Origin of the sequence: Caballeronia sp. dw_276 (assembly GCF_018449635.1) — a bacterium.
Lineage (GTDB): Bacteria > Pseudomonadota > Gammaproteobacteria > Burkholderiales > Burkholderiaceae > Caballeronia.
Genome location: NZ_JAAVUV010000008.1, coordinates 283,225 through 308,224, shown reverse-complemented (window position 1 = coordinate 308,224; position 25,000 = coordinate 283,225). Strand labels below are relative to the sequence as shown.

General features: G+C 61.4%; 16 protein-coding genes. 6 read left to right on the top strand and 10 right to left on the bottom strand.

From position 1 onward, the window contains the following. Nucleotides 1-6: 6 nt before the first annotated feature. Nucleotides 7-3,651 carry an ImcF-related family protein gene (locus HB633_RS19200; RefSeq protein ID WP_213779760.1) on the top strand — a complete coding sequence of 1,215 codons (3,645 nt, stop codon included), beginning with the start codon at nt 7-9 and terminating at the stop codon, nt 3,649-3,651. 167 nt (nt 3,652-3,818) lie between these two features. Beyond that, nucleotides 3,819-4,034, top strand: coding sequence for a hypothetical protein (locus HB633_RS19195; RefSeq protein ID WP_213779759.1), 216 nt, complete (start codon nt 3,819-3,821; stop codon nt 4,032-4,034). A 96-nt stretch (nt 4,035-4,130) separates the two neighbouring features. Here HB633_RS19195 and HB633_RS19190 read toward each other — a convergent pair whose 3' ends face one another. From HB633_RS19190 to HB633_RS19160, 7 genes are all read right to left on the bottom strand, one after another. Then, nucleotides 4,131-4,904 (bottom strand): DeoR/GlpR family DNA-binding transcription regulator, encoded by a 774-nt coding sequence (locus HB633_RS19190; RefSeq protein ID WP_213779758.1) that lies wholly within the window; start codon nt 4,902-4,904, stop codon nt 4,131-4,133. A 54-nt stretch (nt 4,905-4,958) separates the two neighbouring features. Next, the gene (pdxA, locus tag HB633_RS19185; protein ID WP_213779757.1) at nt 4,959-5,960 is read right to left on the bottom strand and encodes a 4-hydroxythreonine-4-phosphate dehydrogenase PdxA; all 1,002 of its coding nucleotides are present in this window, start codon (nt 5,958-5,960) and stop codon (nt 4,959-4,961) included. 55 nt (nt 5,961-6,015) lie between these two features. Further along, nucleotides 6,016-7,296: a four-carbon acid sugar kinase family protein gene (locus tag HB633_RS19180; protein ID WP_213779756.1), complete on the bottom strand. Its 1,281-nt coding sequence runs from the start codon at nt 7,294-7,296 to the stop codon at nt 6,016-6,018. After that, entirely contained in the window at nt 7,293-8,288 is a 996-nt protein-coding gene (locus HB633_RS19175) for a 2-keto-3-deoxygluconate permease (protein ID WP_213779755.1), read from the bottom strand. The genes HB633_RS19180 and HB633_RS19175 overlap by 4 nt, the downstream gene beginning before the upstream one ends. Before the next feature lie 270 nt (nt 8,289-8,558). Beyond that, the gene (locus HB633_RS19170) at nt 8,559-9,887 is read right to left on the bottom strand and encodes a cytochrome c (RefSeq protein WP_213779754.1); all 1,329 of its coding nucleotides are present in this window, start codon (nt 9,885-9,887) and stop codon (nt 8,559-8,561) included. A gap of 11 nt (nt 9,888-9,898) precedes the next feature. Continuing rightward, on the bottom strand, nt 9,899-11,683 hold the full coding sequence (locus HB633_RS19165) for a GMC family oxidoreductase (protein ID WP_213779753.1): 1,785 nt from the start codon (nt 11,681-11,683) through the stop codon (nt 9,899-9,901). 67 nt (nt 11,684-11,750) lie between these two features. Continuing rightward, nucleotides 11,751-12,452 carry a gluconate 2-dehydrogenase subunit 3 family protein gene (locus HB633_RS19160; RefSeq protein ID WP_213779752.1) on the bottom strand — a complete coding sequence of 234 codons (702 nt, stop codon included), beginning with the start codon at nt 12,450-12,452 and terminating at the stop codon, nt 11,751-11,753. Nucleotides 12,453-12,729: 277 nt separating this feature from the next. Here HB633_RS19160 and HB633_RS19155 point away from each other — a divergent pair, with 277 nt between their 5' ends. The 3 genes from HB633_RS19155 (at nt 12,730) to HB633_RS19145 (ending at nt 19,573) form a co-directional block, all read left to right on the top strand. Next, nucleotides 12,730-17,070, top strand: coding sequence for a DEAD/DEAH box helicase (locus tag HB633_RS19155; RefSeq protein ID WP_213779751.1), 4,341 nt, complete (start codon nt 12,730-12,732; stop codon nt 17,068-17,070). A gap of 275 nt (nt 17,071-17,345) precedes the next feature. After that, nucleotides 17,346-18,404 (top strand): helix-turn-helix domain-containing protein, encoded by a 1,059-nt coding sequence (locus tag HB633_RS19150; RefSeq protein ID WP_213779750.1) that lies wholly within the window; start codon nt 17,346-17,348, stop codon nt 18,402-18,404. Between the two features lie 293 nt (nt 18,405-18,697). Then, on the top strand, nt 18,698-19,573 hold the full coding sequence (locus HB633_RS19145; protein ID WP_213779749.1) for a hypothetical protein: 876 nt from the start codon (nt 18,698-18,700) through the stop codon (nt 19,571-19,573). 7 nt (nt 19,574-19,580) lie between these two features. Here HB633_RS19145 and HB633_RS19140 read toward each other — a convergent pair whose 3' ends face one another. The 3 genes from HB633_RS19140 to kaiC form a co-directional block, all read right to left on the bottom strand. Further along, complete coding sequence (locus tag HB633_RS19140) at nt 19,581-21,239, bottom strand: PAS domain-containing sensor histidine kinase (RefSeq protein ID WP_213779748.1); 1,659 nt, start codon at nt 21,237-21,239, stop codon at nt 19,581-19,583. Between the two features lie 5 nt (nt 21,240-21,244). After that, nucleotides 21,245-21,595 carry a circadian clock KaiB family protein gene (locus tag HB633_RS19135; protein WP_213779747.1) on the bottom strand — a complete coding sequence of 117 codons (351 nt, stop codon included), beginning with the start codon at nt 21,593-21,595 and terminating at the stop codon, nt 21,245-21,247. 73 nt (nt 21,596-21,668) lie between these two features. Then, nucleotides 21,669-23,351 carry a circadian clock protein KaiC gene (kaiC, locus tag HB633_RS19130; protein ID WP_213779746.1) on the bottom strand — a complete coding sequence of 561 codons (1,683 nt, stop codon included), beginning with the start codon at nt 23,349-23,351 and terminating at the stop codon, nt 21,669-21,671. Between the two features lie 324 nt (nt 23,352-23,675). Here kaiC and HB633_RS19125 point away from each other — a divergent pair, with 324 nt between their 5' ends. Then, nucleotides 23,676-24,869, top strand: coding sequence for a GAF domain-containing sensor histidine kinase (locus tag HB633_RS19125; protein WP_213779745.1), 1,194 nt, complete (start codon nt 23,676-23,678; stop codon nt 24,867-24,869). Nucleotides 24,870-25,000: the final 131 nt, after the last annotated feature.

Below are 25,000 nucleotides of genomic sequence, written 5' to 3'. Positions count from 1 at the left end.
CATTAAATGACTACCCGTTTCAGCGTGAAATACGCCGCGATCATTGTGGTCGTTGGCGCGCTTGCGGCATCGGCTGTGTATTTCAGCAGCACACCGGGTGCATCGCTGATCTCCGAACGTAGCGCACTTTTCGTGCTGATCGGCACTGTATGTGCACTGCTAATCGGGTTTCGCGGTCCCGTTGCGAGCGCGTGGAGTGCGCTGACACGCGACGCTGCGCTCGATAACACAGTGCCTCGCGAAGCGATGAATACCGACGCCGCGCCCGATCAATTCGATCAGGAAGACGCGGATTTAGCGGAGAATCGGAAGGCATCCCAATTCGACAGCCTCAAGTTTGCTTTGCGTGAACGAACGTTACGTCGCCAACCCAGACTGCTCATAACGGGCGATAACGCCGTAGTCCGTCGATTGATGCCTGAGCTAACGTCACAAGGCTGGTTAAGCACGGGCGACGCGTTATTGCTCTGGAGCGCGCCCGATACTGATGGCCGTCCCGATACCACATGGCTCACGCAGATTTACACGCTGCGCCGACGCCGCCCGGTCGATGCCGTGATCCTGACGCTCGACGGCAACGCCGACACCACGTTGCCGCGTCGTGGCACCAATACCAACAGCGTGACCCTCACGCACATTGCCGACATCCTGCATTGGTCCGCGCCGGTGTATGCGCTCGACGTGGCGCAGACTGACGAATTCAACGATGGACGCACCGCGCTCATCGGCTGTGAGTTTCCTGCTGACGCCAATGAGCGTTCGATTGAATCGGCGCTGCTCGCACTGCGTAGCCGGATCAGCCATAAAAGCATTGCGCAACTGATTCGAAATACCAAGGACACGTATGGGGCGGTTCTGTCTCAGCGGCTCGAAAAGCGCAGCGCGTCGCTGGCAGCACTGATTGCGTCATTGGCAGACCGCAACGCCCGGCATCAACCGGTAATCAGCGCTTTTTTTGCACCGTACCCCGTGACGATCGATATTGAAGAGACCGACCACGAGGCACTGACAGCCGCCGATCTACCGCTTTGGAAGCACCTAGCCGAGATCTCGCGCAAGCCGCGCGGCAAGCGCATGAACGGGCATCCCCTGACGGTGTTTTCGGTCGTTGCCCTTGCCGTCACTTGCGTATGGATCGCCGGCATGCTTGTGTCGGGGATGACAAACGGGCGCGACGTTGTAGAAGCACGGCAGACGATCCAGAAACTCGAGACAGCAACCGATCCCGCCGCCCGACTGCAAGCGTTGCTTACGTTGCAACAGAAACTTGGCACCTATGAAGAGCGCGTCGCGCATCAGCCGCCATTATGGTCGCGCTTCGGACTGAATCAGGACGCCGCGATTCTCGCCGCGCTGTGGCCGCACTACACGGAGGCCAGTCGATCTTTGCTGGTGGCGCCCATTCAGCAAAACCTTGAAGCCTCACTTTTGGAGCTAAGCCAGATGCCAACTGATGCCCTCGATGACCACGCGAACGCGGCTGCTCAGGACGGCCACAAAGCGCTTAAAACCTACCTCATGCTGGCAGAGCCGAACCGGATCGATGTTGGTTTCATCACGCCGCAACTGATGCATTACTGGTCCACGGGCGCGAATATTTCCCTGGGCGCGAAGCTGGATATCTCCGGACGCCTCCTTGAGTTTTATGCGCAACATCTCAAAACGCACGACGCCTGGCGCATCCAGCCGCACGCCGAACTTGTGAATGCATCGCGTCAAACATTGCTCTCAGTGATCGGTGTGCGCAATTCGGAGGACACGGTTTATCAAAACGTGCTCGCCGGCGTCGGCAACAGGTACCCGGATCAGACACTTGCAACACTCACAGCAGGCACCGACACGCGCGGGTTGATTCGCACCAGCGCGACAGTGCCTGGCGTCTACACGCGCCAAGCTTATGAAGGTTACGTCGCAGCGGCGATTACCGAGGCCGCGAAGAGCCGGGATGTGACGCGGGATTGGGTTCTTTCCAATACCGCCGAACAAGCATTACCTGAATCATCCACTGATGCGCTTGAACTAGCCCTGACGACGCAATACTTCAACGACTACGCCGAGCATTGGCAGGGTTTCATGAATGCGCTGGAATGGCAGAATGCCCCCAACATTCCCGCCGCCATTGAGCAAATGAAACTGCTTGCCGACGCGCGTCAGTCGCCGGTGATCGCTTTGATGAAATCTCTCGATTATCAAGGGAATGCGGGTTTGCGTCGGGCGTTGCTATCCGATACGTTGGTCGCGAAAGCGCAGAACATGTTTGGCAAGAAAGAGGACATGACGGCGATTGCGAATGCGAGCGCTGTCGGGCCGCTGGCAGCATCGTTCGGTCCGGTGCTTAGGCTTATAGGACAGGTCGGCGAATCGGCAACTGCAAAAACAACGGTGGCCGGCGACGTCAGCATGCAACGCTACTTAGAACGCCTGACAGCGCTGCGTTTAAAGCTTCAGCAGATCAGCAACGGCACGGATGCCGACGTGCAAGCCCGCCAGCTCGCGCAAGCGTTGTTTCAAGGCAAAGCGTCCGAACTCGCCGACACCCAGGCCTACGCACAACTGATCGCAGCGAGCCTTGGCGCGCAATGGTCTGGAATGGGCGATGCACTGTTCGTACGGCCTGTCGCGCAAGCTACACAGATCGTTTTGCAACCGGCACAGGCGAGCCTTAACGATACCTGGCATCAGTCCATCGTGGTCAACTGGAATAAGTCGTTCGCGGGACGCTATCCGTTCGACAACACCAACAACGACGCATCGATCCCCGAGCTGACCCGATTCATCAGACCGCAAGGTGGGTTAATCGCGTCGTTTCTCAGTTCGCAACTTGCAGGCGTGCTGGAATTGCAAGGCGATCAATGGGTGGAAGTCAACACGGGCGGCGCATTGCAATTCGATCCGGCGTTTCTGAAAGCAGTGAATATATTGCAACGCGTCGCGGGGCATTTGATGCCGCAGGGCGAGCCGCAATATCGATTTGACTTGAAGCCGATTCCGACACCGGGCATAACGGATACCGTACTGACGCTCGACGCGCAGAAGCTGCATTACTACAACCAGCGGGAACGATGGCAAGGGTTGCAGTGGCCATCGAACGATCCGCAGGTCGCGGGTACGCGCTTGCAATGGCAAACCGAAACGGCGGGCACGAGCAAGAATTTCGAGTTTGGCGGGCGTTGGGCGTTCGTGCGGATGCTGGAGCGCGCGAACGTCGAGCCCATCGATGGCGCGACGTTTCAACTGACATGGCAAGCCGCGCCGGATACGAGGATGGTGTCAGCTGCCGCCACGGCTATCGACGCTACTTCGCGCAAAATTTCTCATCCAGCGGCAGACGATTGGAGCGGTGCGGAACAGGATGCATCACGCGGACATGGGTCACTCGACGGCCGTGTCATGCAACCGCCGCTCACCGCTGCGCCTGCGAGCCTGACGTATCCGCTAAGTTATTTTATGCGCACTGACGTAGGCAAAGGACCGCTGGAACTGCTCGCTCTGAAAGGATTTACGTTGCCAAACCGCATGTTCATCGATAAACAGCGCGTGATACCGCAGAGCAGCGGCGCAAGCCCGCCGCCCTTGCCGAAAGCCGCGCGCGAAGCCGCAAAACAGGCCGTCACGCCGCTACCAAGTGGCGACATTGGGCATCAGCCATGAAGTCGCGCTCTTTTCCACGGGGCGCGATTGTGGGAATCCTGCTGGATCGTGTAATGTTATCGCCAAGGTCAAATATAAGGCACGTTCTCCTGTTCGCCCTTGCGCTTGTTACGCCGGTCCACTCATACGCTCTTGTTGGCGCGGCGCGAGTGGACAGGTGTGCCACCTTGGGGAAAGTCGCCGCGTTGACTGCAATGCAACGCGAAGCAGGGACGCCAGAAAAACAGTTGCAAGAACAGGCGATCACACTGGTTTCAGGCAATGAACTGCGCGCGCTGTCGATGCTCATACATACCGTCTACTCCGACAGTGTTTTACGCCACATGTCGCCGGCTAAAATAAGTGTGGCTTACCGTGACGTATGCGTGATGCAGGCAAATTAGAGACGACCTCAATCAGGATGTGGCGCGCTTTGTAAAGGATATTCGGTAATCTTGGACGCGTTGGACAATCCCGTAGGCTAGCGCGTCTGAGGACGATCACGACATCGTCACCACCTGAACCGCAACCCCTTTCAACGCTTTGAACGGCGCAAGCCTGTCCGCCCCGGCCAGATCCGTAGTGATCAAGGTCCAGTCCCGCTCAAGCGGCGTCCAGTGCTGCTGCCTGGCGCGCCCGAGCTTGTCGGCATCGGCGAGAACGATGACTTTTGCCGCGCGGCGGATGATGCAATCCTTCAGATAAGCCTGCTCGGCCGTCGCCTCGCACAGCCCAAAATCCGCCGCCACGCCATCGGCGCCGAGAAACGCCACGTCCACGCTCAAGCGGCTCAGCACGAGTTCAGCAAGCGGCCCGAGCGTACTCATGCTCGATGCCCGCAAGTCTCCGCCAATCAGCGTGATCCTTACGCCCGGGGCATTCGCCAGCGTCATCACGGCGAGCAGGTTGTTCGAGACCACGTGCAAATCGTGATGCGCGCTCAACTGCCGTGCGAGCGCCGCGCATGTCGTGCCGCCATCGAGTAGAACGGTGTCGCCGTCCCGGACATGCAACGCCGCTGCTTGCGCGATCGCTTCCTTCTGCTCGCGCTGCGCCGACTTGCGTTCTTCCAGCGACGCCTCCGGCTCGTGCGAGCCGACCAGCGCTGTCGCGCCGCCGTAAGTGCGCACGAGGCGCCGCTCCTTCGCGAGCATGGTCAGATCGCGCCGCACCGTCGCCTCCGATACCCCCAGCGCTTCGCTCAATTGCTCGACGTTGGCGTCGCGCGTGAGGACGAGATCGAGGATGGCGCGGTGACGGTCGGCGGCTTTCATCGTGAGGGGCTCATGCAGGGAACAAGGCCGCCGATGTTACACGACCCGGCCTCATCAGCCGCGGCGCGTGGCGAGCTCCGCGCCTTGACGCAAGGCTTCGAGGAGGCTGCGTTCATCGGCGATACCCTGGCCTGCGATATCGAATGCCGTGCCGTGATCCACCGACGTCCGGATTACTTCCAGCCCGACCGTGACGTTCACGCCGGCTTCGAGACCCAGCACCTTCACCGGTCCATGTCCCTGATCGTGATACATCGCGACCACGAGATCGAAGTCGCCACGGCCGGCGCGGAAAAAGAGGGTATCGGCGGGAAGCGGGCCCGTGACGTCCAGTCCCTGTTCCTGCAACACCTTCACCGCCGGGATGATCTTTTCCTCTTCCTCGCCATAACCAAACAGGCCGTTTTCACCGGCATGCGGATTGATGCCGCATACGCCAATACGCGGCTTTGCGATCCCCGCCTTGATGAGCGTCGCGTTGCCGCGCTCGATCGTGCGCTGCACGAGACCGGGTTCGATCTTCTTGATCGCATCGATGATGCCGATATGCGTGGTCACGTGAATCACGCGCAATTGCGGCGCGACCAGCATCATCGATACTTCTTTCACGCCCGTCAGATGCGCGAGCATTTCGGTGTGGCCGGGATACTTGTGGCCGCCCGCGTGCAGCGCTTCCTTGTTGAGCGGCGCGGTGCAGATGGCGTCGATCTGCTTCGATTCCGCCAGCTCGACCGCACGCGCGATGTACTGGTACGCGGCGTCGCCCGCGATTGGTGACAGCTTGCCGAAGGGCAGGTCGTCGGGGATCAGGTCCAGGTCGATACAGTCGATCGTGCCCGGCTCGTACGCAGCCTCGGTCGCGTCCTTGATGCGGCGGATTTTCGCGGTGCCGTTGACAATCTTGTTGGCTTGTTCGAGCCGGCGCGCATCGCCGATCACGAGCGGGCGGCATTGCTCGTAGACCATTTTGTGCGTCAGGCTCTTGACGACGATCTCGGGACCGACGCCGGTTGCATCGCCCATCGTGATGCCGATTACGGGAAGATAGTTGCTCATGATCTGGGTGTTGCTCCGTGTATGTGGGGCGCTTCGTTGAAGTCGCGCGCCGGATTCAATGCGTATTCAGTGGCAGCCGCTGCAGGTGTTCCCACGCGCCGAACAGCGCGTGCTCGCTGCCGAACGCGCCGGCCTTGGTGACGATGGCCGGCCGCGACGCCAGCGGCGCCGAAGGGCGCGCCACCGCCACGCCGGCTTCGACTTCGGCCAGCAGGTCGAGGCTGCCGATGCCCGCTGCGCTCAGCATCGCGCGGGCGGTTTCGCCGCCGGTCGCGATCAGGCCGCCCACGTGCCCGAAATGCGGCGCGACCAACGCGGCCAACGCATTAGATAAATGCGCGCCTTCGGCGGGATCGAAGGCATCGTCGCGACCGATGCGAACCAGCAAATCGATGCGCTTCACGAGAAAATCGCCGATCTTCGATTGCCATTCGCGCCAGTCGGCATGCGTATCTCCGGCGCGTAGCACGGCCGGCGGCACGATCATTTCGGCGATGCCCGCGCGCTCGCGCAGCATCGCACACTGACGCTCCGAGACGGCCGACAAACTGCCGACCAGCACGAGGATTGCGCCATCCTGTTTCTCATGAACGGGCGCTTCGCCCGGCGGGCTGCTGAAGAGATCGGGAAGCGCCGCCAGTTCGCGCGCAAGTCCGCCCGATCCGACCCAGAACAGATCGTGGTCGAGTTGCGAGGTGATCTCGGCGAGGCGATAGAGATCGTCGCCGGTGTGAGCATCGATGATCAGCGCCTCGATCCGTTCCTTCGTCGTCGCACGGATGCGTTGGCGCAGGATCTCGGCGTCTCCTCGGAGGGTTTCCACATCGATTGAATCGCAGCGCAGACCCGCGTCTTCCAGCATGGTCTGCACGTTCGCCGGCCGGTCGGCGTTCTCGAGCTTCCAGGTATCGGTGCTTTCGAGCGGCTCGCCATGCACGAGTACGCGCGCGCCGTGCGTGGTCCGGCCGGTCGCGGGAAATGCCGGCGCGACGATCGCAAGACCCGCGCGCGGTTGCAGCGCCGCGACTTCCGCGGCCCAGTTGCCACGCAAGGTCGAATCGATCTTCTTGTAGACACGACACCCGGGTGCGTTGAGCGTATTGAGCGCGTCGGCAGTCCGGCGCGCGGCGGCTGGCGGCGCGAGGCGGCGGGTGTCGGTATCGGCGGCGATCACGTCGACCGGATTAGCATCTGAACCGGCTTTGACCGCACTCGATGCATCCAGCGTAACGATGGTGCGCCGCCCCGCGCCGGCGAACGCGATCGCGCAGTCGGCCGCGCCGGACAGGTCGTCGGCGATGATCAGGATGCTGCGGCGAATGTTCGTTGCGTTCATCGCGTGGCCTCCTTGTTCAGGACGCGTCGCTCCTCGGCTCGGGCGCTCACGCGTTTGGCGACGGCGGCGGTCAGGATCGGCGACACGATTGCCGTCACCACCACGCACGCCGCAACCAGCAGTGTGGCGCTTTTCGCGGCCTCGTTGTAGACCGGATTCGCCGCCGCGATCAAGGCCGGAACGGCGGCCGCGTTGCCCGCGGTGTTCGCGGCCGCGACGCCTGCCACGCCCGTGCCGCCCGTCATGCGATCGGTGAAATAAAGCGGAATGCCCGTCACGATCACGACCGCCAATCCAAGGCCGATGCCGAGCAGGCCGGCCTGCCAGACTTTATGCAAGTCGAGGCTCGCGCCCAGTGCCAAAGCGAAAAACGGGATCATCACGGGCACGGCACGCGCGAGGAAGTCGCGCATTTCGCGATCCAGGTTACCCAGCAGCATGCCGACCGCCAGCGGCAGGATACTTCCCACCAGCGTCGGCCATGGAAATGCCGACAACCCCGCCACGCCGAGCGTAACCATCGTCAGGAAAGGACCCGATTCCAGCGACATGATCGTGTACGCGCCCACGTCTTCCGAGCGGCCGTACTGGCCCATCAGCGCCATGTAGAGGCCTCCGTTGGTATCGTTCATTGCGGCGACGACGGCGAGCGTCGAAATCCCCGCAAAGATGCCCGATGACACCGGCTGCTCACCCAGAAAGTGCCCGAGCACGATCCCGACTAGGATCGCGGAACCAATTTTCGCCGCGAACAGCGCACCGCCTTTCTTGACGAGATAGGGCGTGGCCTTGACATCGATGCTCGCGCCCATACACACATAGAACACGGCAAGAATGGGCAACGCGCCCGTGAAGAGCGCGTTTGTGAAGGAGCCGAAGAACTTCGGCATACCGGGCAAAAAGGTCGCGATGAGCGATCCAATCAGCAAGGGCACGATCATCATGCCGCCGGGAACGCGCTCGATCGAGCGTTTGATAGGTAATTGGGCCATGCCGGTCTCCGGTTTGATGCCTGTCTGAAGGGCGACTTCGAGTCGAATGCTCGAATCGATCACACATTTGATTGAAATGATCAAAATGAAGTGTAGTCCGGATTGCTGAAATGCGCAAATCGATCGTTAGAATGATCGTTTCGATCATTTTGAATGTCTCAAGCGGTAAACTGAAAAAAAGCACCTCTTCCTTTTCAGGAACATGTGCTTTTTTCCATCGATACCGACTGTTAGCCGGGTCGATCCCGGCATCCGGTCAATGAGCGCCGCTCACTTCGCCCAAGGTTCACCGAACGAGAACGTTTTGGCCACAACCGGCACGGCTGTCTTGCGCAGTTTTGCGACCTGGCTCGCGGACGCCACGCCACCCGTATTTCCCCAACTGGTCTGAATGAACGACACGACGTCTGCTATCTGCTGATCGTTCAGCACGTGGGCGTAAGGGGCCATGGTGAGCGCGGAGGGTGCCGTTCGTGTAGCGGGCATGGCGCTGCCGGACAGCACGATATGGATGGCTGAAGTGGTATCGGACGTCTGCAGCACGGCATTGCCGGCAAGTGGCGGAAACGCTTTGCCGTTACCCTGACCGTTCGATTTGTGGCACGCCGCGCAACGATCGAGATAGATTTGCGCGCCTGCGCCAGTCACGCGCCCGGCGTGAAGTTCGACCGCGACATGGTCATCGTAGACATAGGGTTTCGCGTCTGTGCGGCGCGCCGGCAGCGACTTCAGATACGCGGCAATGCTCGATCGATCCTGATCGGTCATGAACTGCGTGGACTGGGCGATCACATCGTTCATGGGCCCGAACGACGCGCTGCGATGATTGCGCCCGGTGCGCAGGAACTCTTCAATCTCGACCTCGCTCCATTCGCCCAGGCCGCCGCCGTTCTCGTTCCTGAGCGAAGGCGCGATCCATCCGTCGATCTCAGCTCCTCCCGACACATAGATCAGGTTGTCGTCAGACGTGAGCGCTTGCTCCTGCATCGCAACGCCGCGAGTCGTATGGCAACTGCCACAATGTCCCAGACCCTCCACCAGATACGCACCTCGCGCAACCGATGGCCCGGAACTGCCGGTATGAGCGTAGGGCGCCGGCGCCGGCGCGAACATGTTGCGCCACACCGCAAGCGGCCAACGTATCGATAGCGGCCATGGAATGGCGTTCTCGTGGTTGGGCTGGTCGACAGCCTGCACGCCGTGCTGAAAATACGCAAACAGCGCGTGCATATCGGCGTCGTTTATGCGTGCGTACGACGGATAGGGCATGGCTGGATAGACCGTGTAGCCGGCCCGGGTTTGACCACGACGCAGTAGGAGAGCGAAATCGTCGTACGTCCATGCGCCGATACCGCTTGTTTCATTAGGCGTTATGTTGGTCGAATAAATCTGGCCGATCGGCGAGTTGATCGGCAAGCCGCCCGCGAAAGGCCGGCCGTTGACGGCCGTGTGGCACGCGACGCAATCCGCCACGTGCGCGAGATATTCACCGCGCGCGACCTGCTGCTGTTCGAGCGGTGGCAGAACGGCCGCGTTCACGGAGCACACAGCTGAGAACATCAACGCAGAACCGCCGGGAATCTTGAGGAAAAGGTTCATATTTTGTAGGCCTATGCATCGACCAGCGGCCGCGGATCTTTCAGATACTGCTCACGGATCGCTTTGGCGGACCAGTACGCCAAAGCTGTCGCGAGCCCGGTTGGGTTATAGCCGATACCGACCGGAAACACGCCCGAGCCCACTGCGAACACGTTGTGCACGTCCCAGCTTTGCAGATAACGATTGACCACGCTGGTGTCGCGGTCCGCGCCCATGGCCACGCCGCCAGCCCAATGCGTGGTCTGGTAGGGGCGCAAGTCGAGGTGATCGCCAATCTGCATGACGCTCGTCTGGATGGACTTCGGGTTCATGGCGCGCGCCACTTGCTGCATTCGTTCCGTGATGTAGCGGACCATGCGGATATCGTTATCCTTGAAGTCGAAGGTAAAGCGCAACAGCGGCTGGCCGAAGCTATCTGTGTAGGTAGGATCGAGATCGAGATAGTTGTCGGCGTACACCATGTTCGAGCCGTGAACCTCGAAGGAAGCTGTGTTGATGTAGTTGTCCTTGATCGCTGATTTCCAGCCCTTGCCCCAGCCTGGCGTACCTGTGGGAACCGGAATCCCGGAGATGGGTTTGATGCCGGTCGGATTGCACCAGACAGGACCGCCGCCTACGAAGCCGAGCGGACCGTGGTCGAAGTTGTCAGCGTTGAAGTCATCGAGCGCTACGCCGTTGCCTCCTGCACCTATGAACGTGTTGAGATTCTTGCCCGGGCCATAGAACAGCCGCACCGACGACATGGTCTGGTACGCAACGTTCTTGCCGACAGCGCCTTTACCTGTCTTCGGGTCGTACGGTTTGCCAATGCCCGACAGCAGGAACAGGCGCGCGTTGTTGTAGGCAAAAGTACTCGCAATCACGAGCGCCGCTGGCTGCATCACGGTATTGCCGTTGGCATCTACATACGTCACGCCGGTTGCCTGTTTCTTCGTGCGGTCGAGGTCGATGCGCAGCACATTGCAGTCGCAGCGCAACTCGAAGTTCGCGACCTGTTTGAGCGCGGGCAGGATGTTGACGTTCGGCGATGCCTTCGAATAGTTGTAGCAGGCATAACCCGAACAGAAACCGCAGAAATTGCACGGACCCATCTGACAGCCATATTGATTCGTGTAAGGCTGGGACACATTTGCCGACGGCTCCTGAAACGGATGCAGACCGCATTCGCGCGCCGCCACTTCGAAAAGATAAGCAGGATAAGGTGTTTTTTGCGGAGGTAATGGATAGTTATCCGAACGATTGGCCTCAAATGGATTGCCAATTCCGCCCGCCACGACCTGGCCTTTTACGCAATATGCCTGACCAGACGTTCCCATCATCTTTTCGACAAAATCGAAGTGCGGTTCGAGCTCTTCGTAGGTGATGCCGAAGTCCTGTAGCGTCATGGACTCGGGGATGAAGTTGCGGCCGTATTTCTCCTGATAATGCGACTTCATTTTCAACTCTTCGGGGTGCACGCGCCAATGTTGTCCGGCCCAGTGAAGCCCCGCTCCGCCCACCCCTTCGCCGGGTTTGAACGCACCGATTTGCCGGTAGGGCAACGCGGTGTCGCTCGCGGAATGACGAAAAGTGACGCTCGTCTTCGACATTTTCTGGAACAGCTTCCAGCGTTGCAGATACGTGAGTTCGTCGAGGCTTCCGGGATATGCGCCGTCGGGATAGGTATCGCGATATGCGCCGCGTTCAAGCGCCACGACGTGCAGTCCGGCTTCAGTCAACTCTTTTGCCATGATGGCGCCAGTCCAGCCAAAGCCGATGATTACCGCGTCGACGGGCTTCATTCGTATTTCTGCCATAGATGATCCTTGCGTTTTTCCAACAGGGCGATGTCGCCGAAACGTGTTTCAGTTTTCTCGCTGAGTTTCAACCAATGGATACTGGCCCCAACGGATAGTGCTTGCCATACTGTTCGACCCAGTCCGTGTAGTCGCCGCGCGCGCCTGGAAAGTTGATCATTCGCCACGCCGCCATGTTCTTGTTGCCGCCGTGCTTCGGATCGCAGAAGTACCCTTCGTGCGTGTTCTGCAGCAGTTGCGTGAAGAAGTCCACCGGAGGTACGTCGCCGATACGCAGAGTGCCGTGTTCGAGATCAGCGATCAGTGCGTCTTTCGCAGCTTCGTCGAGGAGGTTGAATGGCTGTTTGTGCAGCGCTTGAACTGCCTGCTCAAAACCGGCGAGCGCGCTGCGGTACATTGTGCGGGGTGAGAATTCAAGTTGATAACCCATGAGCAGCGATGCTCCCTTGACGAACGGCGCGTGCATGTACCAAAGGGCGCCGTAGCCGTAAGGGAGGTTCATCTGCAAGTCGATGAACTCCGGCACGCCTGCCTCGAGCGCGCCGGGACCCAGTTGATCGGCAGGAATCAGGCGGTCGACCAGCGCGTTGAGCGTGGTCCACTCCGCCGAGCTGAAGTAGGCCGGCCGGTACGCAGGTGCGCCGGCGGCGGAGACTGTCTTGGCAAGCGTGGCGCCCAGCATGCCTGTACCGGCTGCCGCGGCGGCTGGCGCCATGGCGAGGGCATCGCGAAGAAATGCGCGACGTGCGGGGGAGATTCCGAGAGGCATTGTGGAGTCCTTTTTATGGTTTGAAACTTTCATATGCATGACTAAGGACTGGTCGATGCACGAGCGAAGCGGTTAAACCTTCCGTGAGCTTCTACATTTTCAGTATTGCATAGTAGTTAAAACTTAACTAACTGAAATTCATCGATGAACTATTGTTGCATTGGATGTAATCAAGACGAATTATTAAGTAATGCAGATTTATTTCACGTTTGGAAAGAAAATAAGGATGGGCGTGCTGCTCGCGCACGGACTTTTTTCATCGGCAATATAATTGGGAATGATCGCCAGGCCCCCAGCCAATCCCAAACCGCTCGACGGCTTTCACCCCGCCGTCACGAGCTGGTTCAACCGGCATTTCGCCGCGCCCACCGAAGCGCAGGCGCGCGCCTGGCCGTTGCTCAAGGCCGGCCGTTCAACGCTCGTCGCAGCGCCCACGGGTTCCGGCAAGACCTTGACGGCGTTCCTCGCGGCAATCGATCAGCTTGTGCACGAAGGCGTGAAGCATGCGTTGCCCGACGAGACGACGGTCGTCTACGTCTCGCCGTTAAAGGCGCTTTCTAACGATATCCGCTTGAATCTTGAAGAGCCGCTCGCCGGAATTTCGAAGGAACTCGAGCGCCTAGGGTTGCCGCCCGTTGAAATCCGCGCTGCCGTTCGCACCGGCGACACCACGCAAAAGGAACGCAACGCCGTTAAAAAGCGCCCGCCGCATATTCTCGTCACTACGCCGGAATCGCTTTACGTGTTGTTGAGCTCCGATTCCGGACGCTCGATGTTGTCCACCGTGCGCACGGTGATCATCGATGAAATCCATGCCGTCGCCGGGAACAAGCGCGGCGCGCACCTCTCGCTCAGCCTCGAACGGCTGGATGCGTTGTGCGTGGAACGGCGACAGGAAACGCCGGTGCGCGTGGGGTTGTCGGCGACGCAAAAACCGATCGAACTGGTCGCAAAATTCTTGACCGGCAACCGTCCGTGTTCGATTGTCGATGTCGGCCACGTCCGCAAACGCGATCTCGCGCTCGAACTGCCGCCCGTGCCGCTCGACGCGATCATGTCGAACGACGTGCGCGAACGGGTCTACGACCGGCTCGCCGAACTCGTCGCCATGCACAGCACCACGCTCGTGTTCGTGAACACGCGTCGCATGGCCGAGCGGGTCGCACGCCATCTAACCGAGCGGCTCGGCCGTGCCGCAGTCGCCGCGCATCACGGCAGCCTTGCAAAAGAGCAGCGGCTCGACGCCGAGCAGCGTCTCAAGCGCGGCGAGTTGCAGGTGCTGATCGCGACGGCCTCGCTGGAACTCGGCATTGATATCGGCGACGTGCAGCTTGTCTGCCAGCTCGGTTCACCGGGCTCGATCGGTGGATTTTTGCAGCGCGTGGGGCGCTCGGGGCATCAGGTCGGTGGCACCCCGAAAGGGCGGCTCTTTCCCGAATCCCGTGACGATCTGATCGAATGCGCCGCGCTGCTCGATTGCGTCGCGCGCGGCGAACTCGACGCGCTGCATATCCCGAACGCGCCGCTCGATGTACTCGCGCAGCAGATCGCGGCCGAAGTGGCGAGCCGCGAATGGCACGAGGATGCGTTGTTCGCGCTCGTGCGCCGCGCGATGCCGTACGCCACGCTCGAACGCGCGCAATACGACGCGGTGTTGCGGATGCTCGCCGAAGGCTACACGGGACGAACCGGCGTGCGCGGCGCCTATGTACATCGGGACGCGGTGACGCATACGTTGCGAGGACGGCGAGGCGGCCGATTGACGGCCGTCACGTCCGGCGGCGCGATTCCCGACAACGCCGACTTCGCCGTCCTGCTCGAACCGCAGGGTTTGCAGATCGGCACGGTCAACGAGGATTTCGCGGTCGAAAGTCTTGCCGGCGACGTGTTCCAGCTCGGCAATGCGTCGTACAAGATCCTGCGCGTGGAGGGCGGCCGGGTGAGGGTGGAAGACGCCCACGGCCAGCCGCCGAACATTCCTTTCTGGCTCGGCGAGGCGCCGGGCCGCAGCGACGAACTGTCTGCTGCGATCGCGCGGTTGCATCAGCACGTGGACGCGTGGCTCGGTTCAGCCACGGTTGACGAAACGATCACGAAACTCGATGAAACCACGGGTATTGGAGATGCCGCAGCGCGGCAGATCGTCGAATATCTTGCGCGTTCGCGCGCGGCGCTTTCCGTCTTGCCGACACAAGATACGCTGGTGATGGAACGTTTCTTCGATGCCTCCGGCGGCACGCAACTCGTCATTCACACGCCGTTCGGCAGCCGCGTGAATCGCGCCTGGGGCCTGGCGCTGAGAAAGCGCTTTTGCCGCACGTTCAACTTCGAGTTGCAGGCGGCGGCGACCGAGGATGCGATTGTTCTCTCGCTGACGGGCAGCCATAGTTTTCCGCTCGACGAAGTCTGGCGTTATCTGCGCTCGGCTACGGCAGAACACGTGCTGGTCCAGGCGCTGCTCGACGCGCCGCTTTTTGGCGTGCGCTGGCGCTGGAACGCGACCAACGCGCTCGCCTTGCCGCGTTATGCCGGAGGAAGACGCGTCGCGCCGCAATTGCAGCGCATGAAAAGCGAGGATCTGCTGGCGGCCGTGTTCCCGGATCAAGTCGCGTGCATCGAAAACGTGGTGGGCGAGCGCGAGGTGCCGCGTCATCCGCTGGTGGACCAGACTATCGATGACTGTCTGCACGACGCCATGGATTGCGACGCGTGGCTCGCGGTGTTGCGCCGTATCGAAAGCGGCGACATCAAGCTGATCACGCGCGATCTGCCGGCGCCGTCGCCGTTGGCGGCGGAGGTTTTATCGGCGCGTCCATACGCTTTTCTCGACGATGCCCCCATCGAGGAACGCCGCACGCAGGCAGTGCTAGCGCGCCGCTGGACCGACCCCGAATCCGCCGATGATCTCGGCGCGCTCGACGCCGGAGCCATCGAGGGCGTGCGCGAAGAAGCGTGGCCATCGGTGCGTAACGCCGACGAAATGCACGAAGCGTTGTCCACACTTGCCTGCATCACCGACGCCGAGGCGCACGCCAACGATGGCTGGCCCGCATGGCTCGTCGCTTTGGCAAATTCCGGACGCGCAACGCGGTTGCTGGTGGCATCGAATGAAGGCTTGTGGGTGCCACTCGAACGCCTCACATGCGTGCGTGCCATCCATCCGGTCGCGCCCATGCAGCCGCTCTTGAAACCGCTCGCCGGTTTCGACGAGACATGGAACGAAGACGATGCACTCACCGAAATCGTTCGCGCGCGATTGAGCGGTTTTGGCCCGCTGCCGGTCTCAGCAATCGCACGCGCGTTGGTGGTCCCGGCCTCATCCGTGGCGCTCGCGCTTACGCGCCTCGAAGCCGAGGGTTACGTCATGCGCGGCCGCTTCAGTCCGGGCGCATTGGAAGAAGAATGGTGCGAGCGTCATCTGCTTGCCCGTATTCATCGATACACCGTGCGCCGCTTGCGACGCGAAATAGAACCGGTCGAACTGCAGGACTTCATGCGTTTCCAATTCGACTGGCAGCATCTGAGCGCGGATTCCAAAGCCGATCCGCATGCCGATGGCCATGACGCGCTGATGTCGGTCATCGAGCAGCTCGAGGGTTACGAAGCGCCGGCGGTGGCCTGGGAAGACGAAATCCTGCCCGCGCGGCTCGGCGAATATTCGATGTCCTGGCTCGACGATCTCTGCCGTGCCGGCAAGGTCGTCTGGAGCAGGCCGGGCGCGCGATCGCGCAGCTCCGGTGGTCCGGTGCGCACCACGCCCATCGTTTTATTGCCGCGCCGCAATCTGCCTGCGTGGAACGCGCTGATGCAGCCGGTTCAATCGCCCGAGCCTTCATCGCGCGCGCAAATGGTCTTTGATGCCCTGACCAGACACGGCGCGATGTTCTTCGACGAACTGCGCACCGACGTGCGTCTGCTCGACACCGAACTCGAGACGGCGTTGGGAGAACTGGTATCGATGGGACTGGTCAATGCCGACAGTTTCGCGGGCCTGCGCGCCTTGCTCGCACCCGCTTCGCGGCGCACTGCATTCGGTAGCCGCAGGCCGAGACGTGGAGGGCGTTTCATAGGCGGGATGGACGACGCCGGACGCTGGGCGTTGTTGCGCCGCTCGCAGACCGAAGGCGCTGCAACCGACGCGCTGGAACACGTCGCCGTGACCTTGCTGCGCCGCTACGGCGTCGTGTTCTGGCGCCTGCTGGAACGCGAAGCCGACTGGCTGCCGCCGTGGCGCGACTTGCTGCGCGTCTTTCACCGGCTGGAAGCGCGCGGCGAAATTCGCGGCGGGCGCTTTGTCGCCGGCTTGTCGGGAGAGCAGTTCGCGTTGCCCGAAGCCGTGCCGCTGTTACGCGACATGCGCAACCGTCCCGCCGATGGCAGCCTGATCGCAATCAGCGCCGTCGATCCGCTGAACCTCGCAGGAACGTTATTGCCCGGAGAAAAAGTCCCTGCAATGCCGGGTAATCGCGTGCTTTATCGTGATGGCGTGCCGGTGGGCGCCGTTATTGCGGGTAAAACGCGCTTTCTGACGGAACTCGATAAAGAACTGCAAGAACGCGTCCGCTGGCATCTCGTGCGGCGCAGCTTTGATCGAGCGCCGGTTTTATCCGGGCGTTGATCAGATTCGGCCCTGATTCAATCCTTGGCTCTCATGCAGACGCCGCGTCGCCTGGCGCTTCCGGTGACCCCGGACCCGCGTCTGTCATCCTGCCGTTTTAAACCGGCATTAAAGTTTGACGAGTGAAAGCCGATAATAAGTCCAGGGTCGTCAAGTAACGATCCTGAATGAAGGGAAACATCCGGTAATCAGCTTTATTTCGAAATCAGCGTCAGTCAAGTATATAAAGACAATTCAAAAGTCAGCCCGGTTTATAAAATAGGCAGAGTAATGCGATGCCACTGATCCTCAAATTCGACAGCGCCGAGTTCGCGGAAAACGACGCCGAGGAAATCTGGCGCGAAGGGCTCGACGCCATGTTCGAGATCCAGCGCCCCAGCAATTCGGCCACGCCGTTTCGGGCCAGCCAGGAAAGCTGGGCGCTCGGCGGCATGCTGCTCACCTCTCACATCACCCACGGCGAAGTCGCGTTCCAGCGCACGAAGCGCAAGATCGCGACGTCCGGCGTGGATCATTACCTCGTTCATTGCCTGCTCGACGGCAGGTTGATGTCCACGTTCGGCCGCGACACGCATGAGGTCTCGCTCGGCTCCGTGGTCGTGCGCGATCTGGCCGTTGAAAACACCGGCGTCAGCCGCGACGCGCCCATGCTGACGCTGATGATTCCACGTCAGGCGATCGACCGGCGCACCGGCGGCTTGCTGCAGATGCACGGTCTGTCCTGGGCGGCGACTGACCCGATCGGGCGGCTGGTCGCAGCGCATATGCGCAGTCTTGCGAACGTGGCGACATCGATGGACGACGAAGAATCGGGCGTCGCCGGCGAAGCCACGCTCGACTTCCTGGCCGCATGCGTGCTGCGCCGTGCCGAGCGCCGCGAAGAGTCCGGCGACCCGCGCTTGACGCCGATGGTCCGGGCGCAGGCGCTCAGCTATATAGAAGGAAATCTCGCCGATCCCACTCTCGGGCCGGCGCGCTTGCGGGAAACACTGAAGGTATCGCGCACGGCTTTGTACGAGCTTTTCGAACCGATGGGCGGCGTAGCCGAATACGTGCGTGCGCGCCGGCTGGACGAAGCCATGCGCCGCCTTGAATCGCCGATGCATACCCGCGACCTGATCGGCGCCATTGCGTGCGCGGTCGGCTTCATGAGCGAATCGACGTTCAACCGGGCGTTCAAGGAACGATTTGGCTGCACGCCAACGGAAGCGCGCGCCCGGTGTTCTGCCAGCGGTGTGACGAGTCTGCGTACGGCTGCCAATGCGCGTCTGGTACGCAATGCACGCAGCATTGGTGCGGAAACGGCTGCGCGCGTACGCGAACTGCGCGCCTGACTGAGCGTGGAGTCATTTGTAAGCGCGTGTTGAATGTTGCGAACGGAATGGGTGGAAAAGGCGGACGCAATGAGAGGGCGGCGTAGTGAGCCGCGCGCATCATTGCTGAAACTGGCGGGGCCGTGTGTGAGAGAAAGGGGCGCTGCGGTAACGGGGGTTTCCGCAGCGTTTCCTTGAAGTTTTTACTCAGTGTTCTGCGAGGCATCGTGCATTTCGCAGGCCGGGCGATTTAGACCTTCGCGCTTGCCGGCCGCGGCAATGAAGTCAAAACAAAGAAAAGATCCGGGAAAATCATGTGGTTGCTTGCTTTCTTCCATGCTGAGACTGCCTTCGGGCGGTTCATCAAGATCAGCACGTTCGCCGTGGCCATCGCCATGCTTTTTGCCGGGCTCGTCCTCGCGCCGCAGACCGACGTCGCGATCGCGGTGTCGTTGCTCGTGCTGGCGGTGCTTTGGGTGCATGGATATATGGACGACCGGCGCGAATCGCCGGTGTCGTCGCCGTGCGTGGCCGAAATCCGCGCAGACGAACGCCGTATCCGCGTGATCGGCGGCGGTGTCGATCTGGTATTGCGGCTGGCTTCGCGCACGCTGAATGTGAACCGGGTATCGAAGGAATTCATTTCCAGCGATGCCCCCGGCGAGTTCCAGCGCCTGCGCTCGGGCAGTTTCGAGTGGCCGGTCAAGATCGTGACGAAAGAACGGGCGCCGCGCGATGTAAAGCCGGAAGCGCCACAGTTCGAAGCGTCCAGAGAAGAGATGATGCGTTGGAGCGATTTTGCGCCGGTATCTCCGGCTAAACCGGCATCGGGCGCGTACGTCGTGCCCTACGCGAAGGCCGCCACCGCGACCGAACACGAGACCGCGATCTACTGGACCCATCCGGGACACGGCGAGCGTTTGCTGTTCACGGTATCCGGCCCGGCCGCCCAGTATGAAGCAGTGCAGCGCGCGTTCTCGACGTTCTCCGCCTGGCTCGACGAGGAAGACGACGCGCGCCTCGCGATCGAACGGCGTCAGGAAGTCGAGGAGTGGCAGCGCGATTGGGAAGCGAACCGGCTCGTCGAAGAGTCGGAGCAGGCGCGGCGGCGCAGCGATGCCGGTATCGAGGAAACAACTGCCCCGGTGCTTGCGCAAGCAGCGCTACCAGCGGCATCGCGCCGCTGGTGAGCTTCAATCAGCGTTCCGCCGACAACGCCGCGGCGACCGCCGCCGACAAGCGGGCAATCGAAAACGGTTTGCGCAACAACGATATGTTCGTGCCCATGGCGGCATCGAGCGCCGAACTGTCCGCGTAGCCGCTGGCAAAGACGATCGGCATCACGTAACCGTTCGAGCGTGCCAGCTTTGCGACCGCCGCACCGTCCAGATGCGGCATTGCGAAATCGAGGACCAGCAAGTCAGGCTGCGCTTCGGCCATCATGTCCAGCGCTGCACGGCCACTCGCCGCCGAGTCCACCTGATACCCCAGCGAAACGAGCGTCTCCACCATGAACGCGCGCACATCGGGATCGTCGTCGACCACCAGGATGTGCGGCGCGGTTTTATTGCTCGAGTTGACCACCAATGCCGCTGATGGGTCCTGCGCCGCCTGCACCTCGGGCGAGCGGCGCAAAAACAGCGACACGCGCGTGCCATGCGGACTGCTTTCAATGCGTGCATGGCCGCCCGCCTGCCGGCAGATGCCATACACCTGAGCGAGTCCGAGACCCGTGCCCGCACCCAGTTCCTTGGTCGTGAAAAACGGCTCGAAGGCGCGTGCTGCGACATCGGCGGGCATGCCGGTGCCGGAATCGGCAACGCTGAGCTCGACGTAGTCGCCATCGGCGAGATCGGCGTCGTCCGCAATCGTCCTCGATACCGTGCCGATGCGCAGCACGCCGCCCGACGGCATGGCGTCGCGTGCGTTGATCGCGAGATTGAGGAGTGCGAGTTCGAGCTGGGTTGCATCGGCGATCACGAGCGCGGTTTCGTCGGTGAGTTCCAGCCGCAAATCAACCGATGCCCCCAGCGTGCGATCGAAGAGATCCGCCATGCCGTGCACGAGTTGCGCCACGGCAACCGCCTTCAATTCGAGTTTCTGCGAGCGCGAGAACGCCAGCAATTGCGCAGTCAGCTTGGCGCCGCGGCTTACCGCGCGCATGGCGTTGCCGGTCCAGCCGAGCACGCGCCCGGAGTCGGCCGGCATGCGTTTGATCAGTTCCAGATTGCCGTGAATGGCTTGCAGCAGGTTATTGAAATCGTGCGCGAGACCGCCTGTCAGTTGGCCAACCGCTTCCATCTTTTGCGCCTGATGCAAACGCGCTTCCATCTGCCGTTGCTGGGACAGGTCGGAGATCACGCCGCAGATCAGGCGGTCGCGATCGCGTTCGGCGTCGAGCGCCTTGAAGCTGCAATACACCGGCGTTTCGCCGCCTGCCGACAACACCGTGAGTTCATCGCGCGCGGTGCCGGTCGCACTTTCGTGCAGCAGTTCGGCCAAGCGTGCATGTTGGCCCTCAAGCACGAACGCGCTGAACGCCCGGCCGACGACATGCTCCACTTCGCGATCGAGCAACTGCACGGCGTGTTCGTTCGCATAGAGAATCGTGCCGTCACTCGAAAGCATGACCGCACCTTCCTGCATCTGCTCGACCAGCACGCGATACGGCCGGTCAGCACTTTCAAGGGTATAGATGCGGCTGTCTTCGTTGCTGCCCACGACGACTGCGTCCACCGCGCCGCTGCGGATGGCGTCGAGCGTGTCTTCAGCCTCGCGCAGCCGCTCGCGCAGTTCATCGATGGACGCGGTTTCCAGTGACGACAGGACAGACGGGTCGCGGAATTGATCGGGCATGCGCGTCAGGTCTTCAAGGATGTGCTTGCGAGCGCGTTCAGGCCGAGCGCGGCGATTACCTTGTCCGAATCCGACAGGTCGCCGATCACCCGCCGCAGCGGTCCGGGATTGAGCTTCACCAGCGTGGGCGCGGCGATGATCTGCGCGGCAATGGCGGCTTCGGGATGCAGATAGATATCGATGACTTCAAGCTCGAAGCGTCCTGCCGCGTAGATTTCAAGCAGACGCCGCGCGTTCTCCACGGCGCGCGTGGAGCGATGTGTGTTCCCCGTTACGTACAGGCGCAGCACCAGCAGGTTCGCCGGCGGCTCCGACGGCGAAAGCCCACTGTCCGCGCCAACGGGACGGGCGCTCATGAGCGAATCCCGGAGCGAAGGTCCAGGCTCCTGCGCGGCGCGGGCAAATAGCGCAATAAAAATTCGTGGCCGGTCATTGCTTCGAGCGCCTGATACGTGCCATTTCAACGCGGTCGGCGTCGCGAGTGCGTTCGCGTTCGTCGCGTTGCGCAATGAGCGCGTCAAGCTCGGCCGCTTCGGCTTCAAGCGTCGACTGCAATTCGGCGACCTGCAATTCGACCACTTTACGGCGCCGCGCAAGCTCGCGCATCTTTTGCTGCACGGCTTCTTCCCGCGCCACGATCTCATCGCGTTCCTGCACTTCCTGCGCGAGCCGCGCTGAGCCGGTCAGCACGCCGCGCGGACCCACGTAAGCCGGCACCATGGCGATTCCTTCCTTGCTGATTTCATATTCGCGTACTTGATTGGAGTGATCCATGCCGCGCGATTTCAGCACGTACACGAGCCGATTGCGCTCGCCGTTCGTTTCCACATGCGACAGCGAAATCCATGTGTCCATCAGCGACGAAATACTGCGGTCGTTGATGCTCGATGCCTGATCGGTGGTCGTGAGACTGGTAAAAATTGCGGTAATGCCATGCGCCTTGAGCATGTCGACGAGCCGCAGCAATGTCGCGTGCACCTCTGATTCAACGCCGCGCAGTGACGATATCGGGTCGATAACGACGGCGGAGGGCTGGAACTGCCGGATATCCCGCGCCATTCGCGCCAGGTGCATTTCCAGTCCAAAGAAGCTGGGCCGTGTCGATTCGATCTGCAGCGAGTTCCCCAGGTACTGCGCAAGTTCCACGCCCACCGAGCGCATGTTCCGCACGATCTGTTCTGGCGATTCCTCGAACGCGAACCACAGCGTGCGCTCGCCAAGCGCGCAACGTGCCTCCACGAACTTGGCCGCGAAGGTCGTCTTGCCGGTTCCGGCGAGCCCGGAAACAAGCACGCTCGACCCCACGAAATACCCGCCTGCGCCCAGCATGGCGTCGAGATCGCCAATTCCAGTAGATGTGGTTTCGCTCGACGTGATATGCGACAGGCCCGCCGAGGTGATGGGCAGGACGCTGATGCCGGTGGTATCGATGAGAAACGGATATTCGTTGGTTCCGTGCGCCGAACCGCGGTATTTGACGATCCTAAGGCGCCGCGTGCTGACCTGGTTTTCAACGCGGTTGTCGAGCAGGATCACGCAGTCGGACACGTATTCCTCGATGCCATGACGCGTGAGTTGTCCCGGCCCGCCCGCGCCGCGCTCCGCCGTCACGATTGCCGTAACACCACGCTCTTTCAGCCAGTCGAAGAGGCGCCGCAGTTCCGCGCGCAGCAGCACAGGGTTCGGAAAGGTTGCGAACAATGCTTCAAGTGTGTCGAGCACCACGCGCTTGGCGTTCACGCTCCGGATGGCGAAATCGAGGCGTACGAACAGGCCTTCCAGGTCGTATTCGCCGGTTTCCTCGATGACGGTCGGGTCGATCTTCACGTGATCGATGGCAAGCTTCTTCTCCTCGATCAACGCATTCACGTCATAGCCGAGAGACGCGACGTTGGCCGCCAGGTCCGCCGCAGATTCCTCGAAGCTGACCAGTACGCCGTGTTCACCGTATCTGATGACGCCTTCGGCGAGAAAGGTCATTGCAAAAAGTGTCTTGCCACATCCGGCTGCGCCGCACATCAGGGTCGGGCGGCCGAGGGGCAAGCCGCCGAGGGTCACGTCGTCGAAACCCGAGATGCCAGTGGGCGACTTGGAAAGGACTGCTCCGGTCATTGTTCTTCTTTGTAAAAATGTAGGTACGGGAACATCTTGGGTTTCGGTATCGAGCCGCTGCGGCGCTGCATGTTGTATCGTGTTAGCACGTTGTATGACTGCGCAGCATATTCTGCGTTACGCGCCGTTCCATTCATGCGTGAAGCCGATAATCCGGGGAAAATAGCAACAATCACGGCGGCTTGCAAAACACAGCATGGCAGATGAGCGCACTTTTTTGTGGTCCGTCGCACAATCCAGACCGGTTAGCACCATGGACTCCAGTGCCTGAGGCTAAAATTCCGACGCTAATGCAACTCCTTTTTTTTATCCTAGCGCGCGCACATGAGTGATAGCGACAACGATATCGCCCGCGACGTGGCTGCGGTGGCGCGCATCGGCGCGGTGCCGTCCATGCTGCGCGTCATCTGCAAGAATACCGGGCTCGGGTTCGCTGCGGTCGCGCGCGTCACCGAGGGAACCTGGACCGCGTGCGCGGTACAGGACAACATCGAATTCGGGCTCGTGGCCGGCGGCCAGCTCGACGTCCACACCACGCTATGCAGCGAATCGCGGGCGCGGCGCGTGCCGATCGTCGTGGATCACGCCAGCGCCGATCCGGTCTACCAGAATCATCACACGCCGCGCATCTATAACATCGAAAGTTATATATCGGTGCCGATCATCCTGCCCAACGGCGAGTATTTCGGCAATCTGTGTGCAATCGATCCGCGTCCGGCCGTTGTGTCCGATACTCGCACGCTCACCATGTTCACGCTCTTCGCCGAGCTGATCGCGCTGCAACTCGACAGCGAACGCGAACGCTCGGCGACCGAAGCCGCGCTGCTGGACGAACGGGCGACGGCCGAGTTGCGGGAGCAGTTCATCGCGGTGCTGGGTCATGATTTGCGCAATCCGCTTGCGGCTGTCGGCGCAACCGCCGAGCTTCTGACCCGTCGCGACGACCCAGGCCTCGTGTCGCTTGGGACACGTCTGCGCACGACGACCAAGCGCATGTCACGGCTGATCGACGACGTTCTCGACTTCGCGCGCGGCCGGCTCGGCGGCGGGCTGGGCGTCACGCTCGCTCCTGCCAGGGACATAGCCGATGCGCTTGCCGATATCGTCGCGGAACTGCGCACAGCGAACCCGGGGCGCGTTGTGCTGGAACATATCGAGATCAACCGCAGCATCGATTGCGACCGCGGCCGCGTGCAGCAGTTGTTGTCGAACCTGCTTGCCAACGCGCTGCATCACGGCGCGCCAGATAAACCGGTTCTTGTCGATGCCTGCGTCGAGGCGGACGACCTGGTCATCAGCGTGTCGAACTCGGGTTACCCAATTGTGCTGGAGGACCTGCAAAAGGTCTTCGAACCGTACTGGCGTCCCGCGACCAGCCAGCCGGGCGGCGGCCTTGGGCTTGGCCTTTACATCTGCTCGCAGATCGTGAAGGACCATGGCGGGTTGTTGTCGGTGAGTTCATCGGCGGAAGCGGGGACGTGTTTTGTCGCACGGATTCCCGTGGCGTGCGCCAGGTGAGCGTGGAGCTTGCCAAGTACAAAGCTTGATTCCGACGGGGGCGTGGTGATCGGCTAGCCGCCTTTGGCGCCGTCGTCCACGCCGCTCACCACTTCGCCGCGTCATCCCCCCCGCATCCATACAAACCCGGA

Excerpts from the sequence above, each read along its gene's own strand:
- HB633_RS19160 (WP_213779752.1), bottom strand. The coding sequence starts at position 12,452 with ATGCCTCTCGGAATCTCCCCCGCACGTCGCGCATTTCTTCGCGATGCC.
- HB633_RS19200 (WP_213779760.1), top strand. The coding sequence starts at position 7 with ATGACTACCCGTTTCAGCGTGAAATACGCCGCGATCATTGTGGTCGTT.
- HB633_RS19140 (WP_213779748.1), bottom strand. The coding sequence starts at position 21,239 with ATGCCCGATCAATTCCGCGACCCGTCTGTCCTGTCGTCACTGGAAACC.
- HB633_RS19145 (WP_213779749.1), top strand. The coding sequence starts at position 18,698 with ATGTGGTTGCTTGCTTTCTTCCATGCTGAGACTGCCTTCGGGCGGTTC.
- HB633_RS19165 (WP_213779753.1), bottom strand. The coding sequence starts at position 11,683 with ATGGCAGAAATACGAATGAAGCCCGTCGACGCGGTAATCATCGGCTTT.
- HB633_RS19180 (WP_213779756.1), bottom strand. The coding sequence starts at position 7,296 with ATGAACGCAACGAACATTCGCCGCAGCATCCTGATCATCGCCGACGAC.
- HB633_RS19190 (WP_213779758.1), bottom strand. The coding sequence starts at position 4,904 with ATGAAAGCCGCCGACCGTCACCGCGCCATCCTCGATCTCGTCCTCACG.
- HB633_RS19135 (WP_213779747.1), bottom strand. The coding sequence starts at position 21,595 with ATGAGCGCCCGTCCCGTTGGCGCGGACAGTGGGCTTTCGCCGTCGGAG.
- pdxA (WP_213779757.1), bottom strand. The coding sequence starts at position 5,960 with ATGAGCAACTATCTTCCCGTAATCGGCATCACGATGGGCGATGCAACC.
- HB633_RS19155 (WP_213779751.1), top strand. The coding sequence starts at position 12,730 with ATGATCGCCAGGCCCCCAGCCAATCCCAAACCGCTCGACGGCTTTCAC.
- HB633_RS19125 (WP_213779745.1), top strand. The coding sequence starts at position 23,676 with ATGAGTGATAGCGACAACGATATCGCCCGCGACGTGGCTGCGGTGGCG.
- kaiC (WP_213779746.1), bottom strand. The coding sequence starts at position 23,351 with ATGACCGGAGCAGTCCTTTCCAAGTCGCCCACTGGCATCTCGGGTTTC.
- HB633_RS19170 (WP_213779754.1), bottom strand. The coding sequence starts at position 9,887 with ATGAACCTTTTCCTCAAGATTCCCGGCGGTTCTGCGTTGATGTTCTCA.
- HB633_RS19175 (WP_213779755.1), bottom strand. The coding sequence starts at position 8,288 with ATGGCCCAATTACCTATCAAACGCTCGATCGAGCGCGTTCCCGGCGGC.
- HB633_RS19150 (WP_213779750.1), top strand. The coding sequence starts at position 17,346 with ATGCCACTGATCCTCAAATTCGACAGCGCCGAGTTCGCGGAAAACGAC.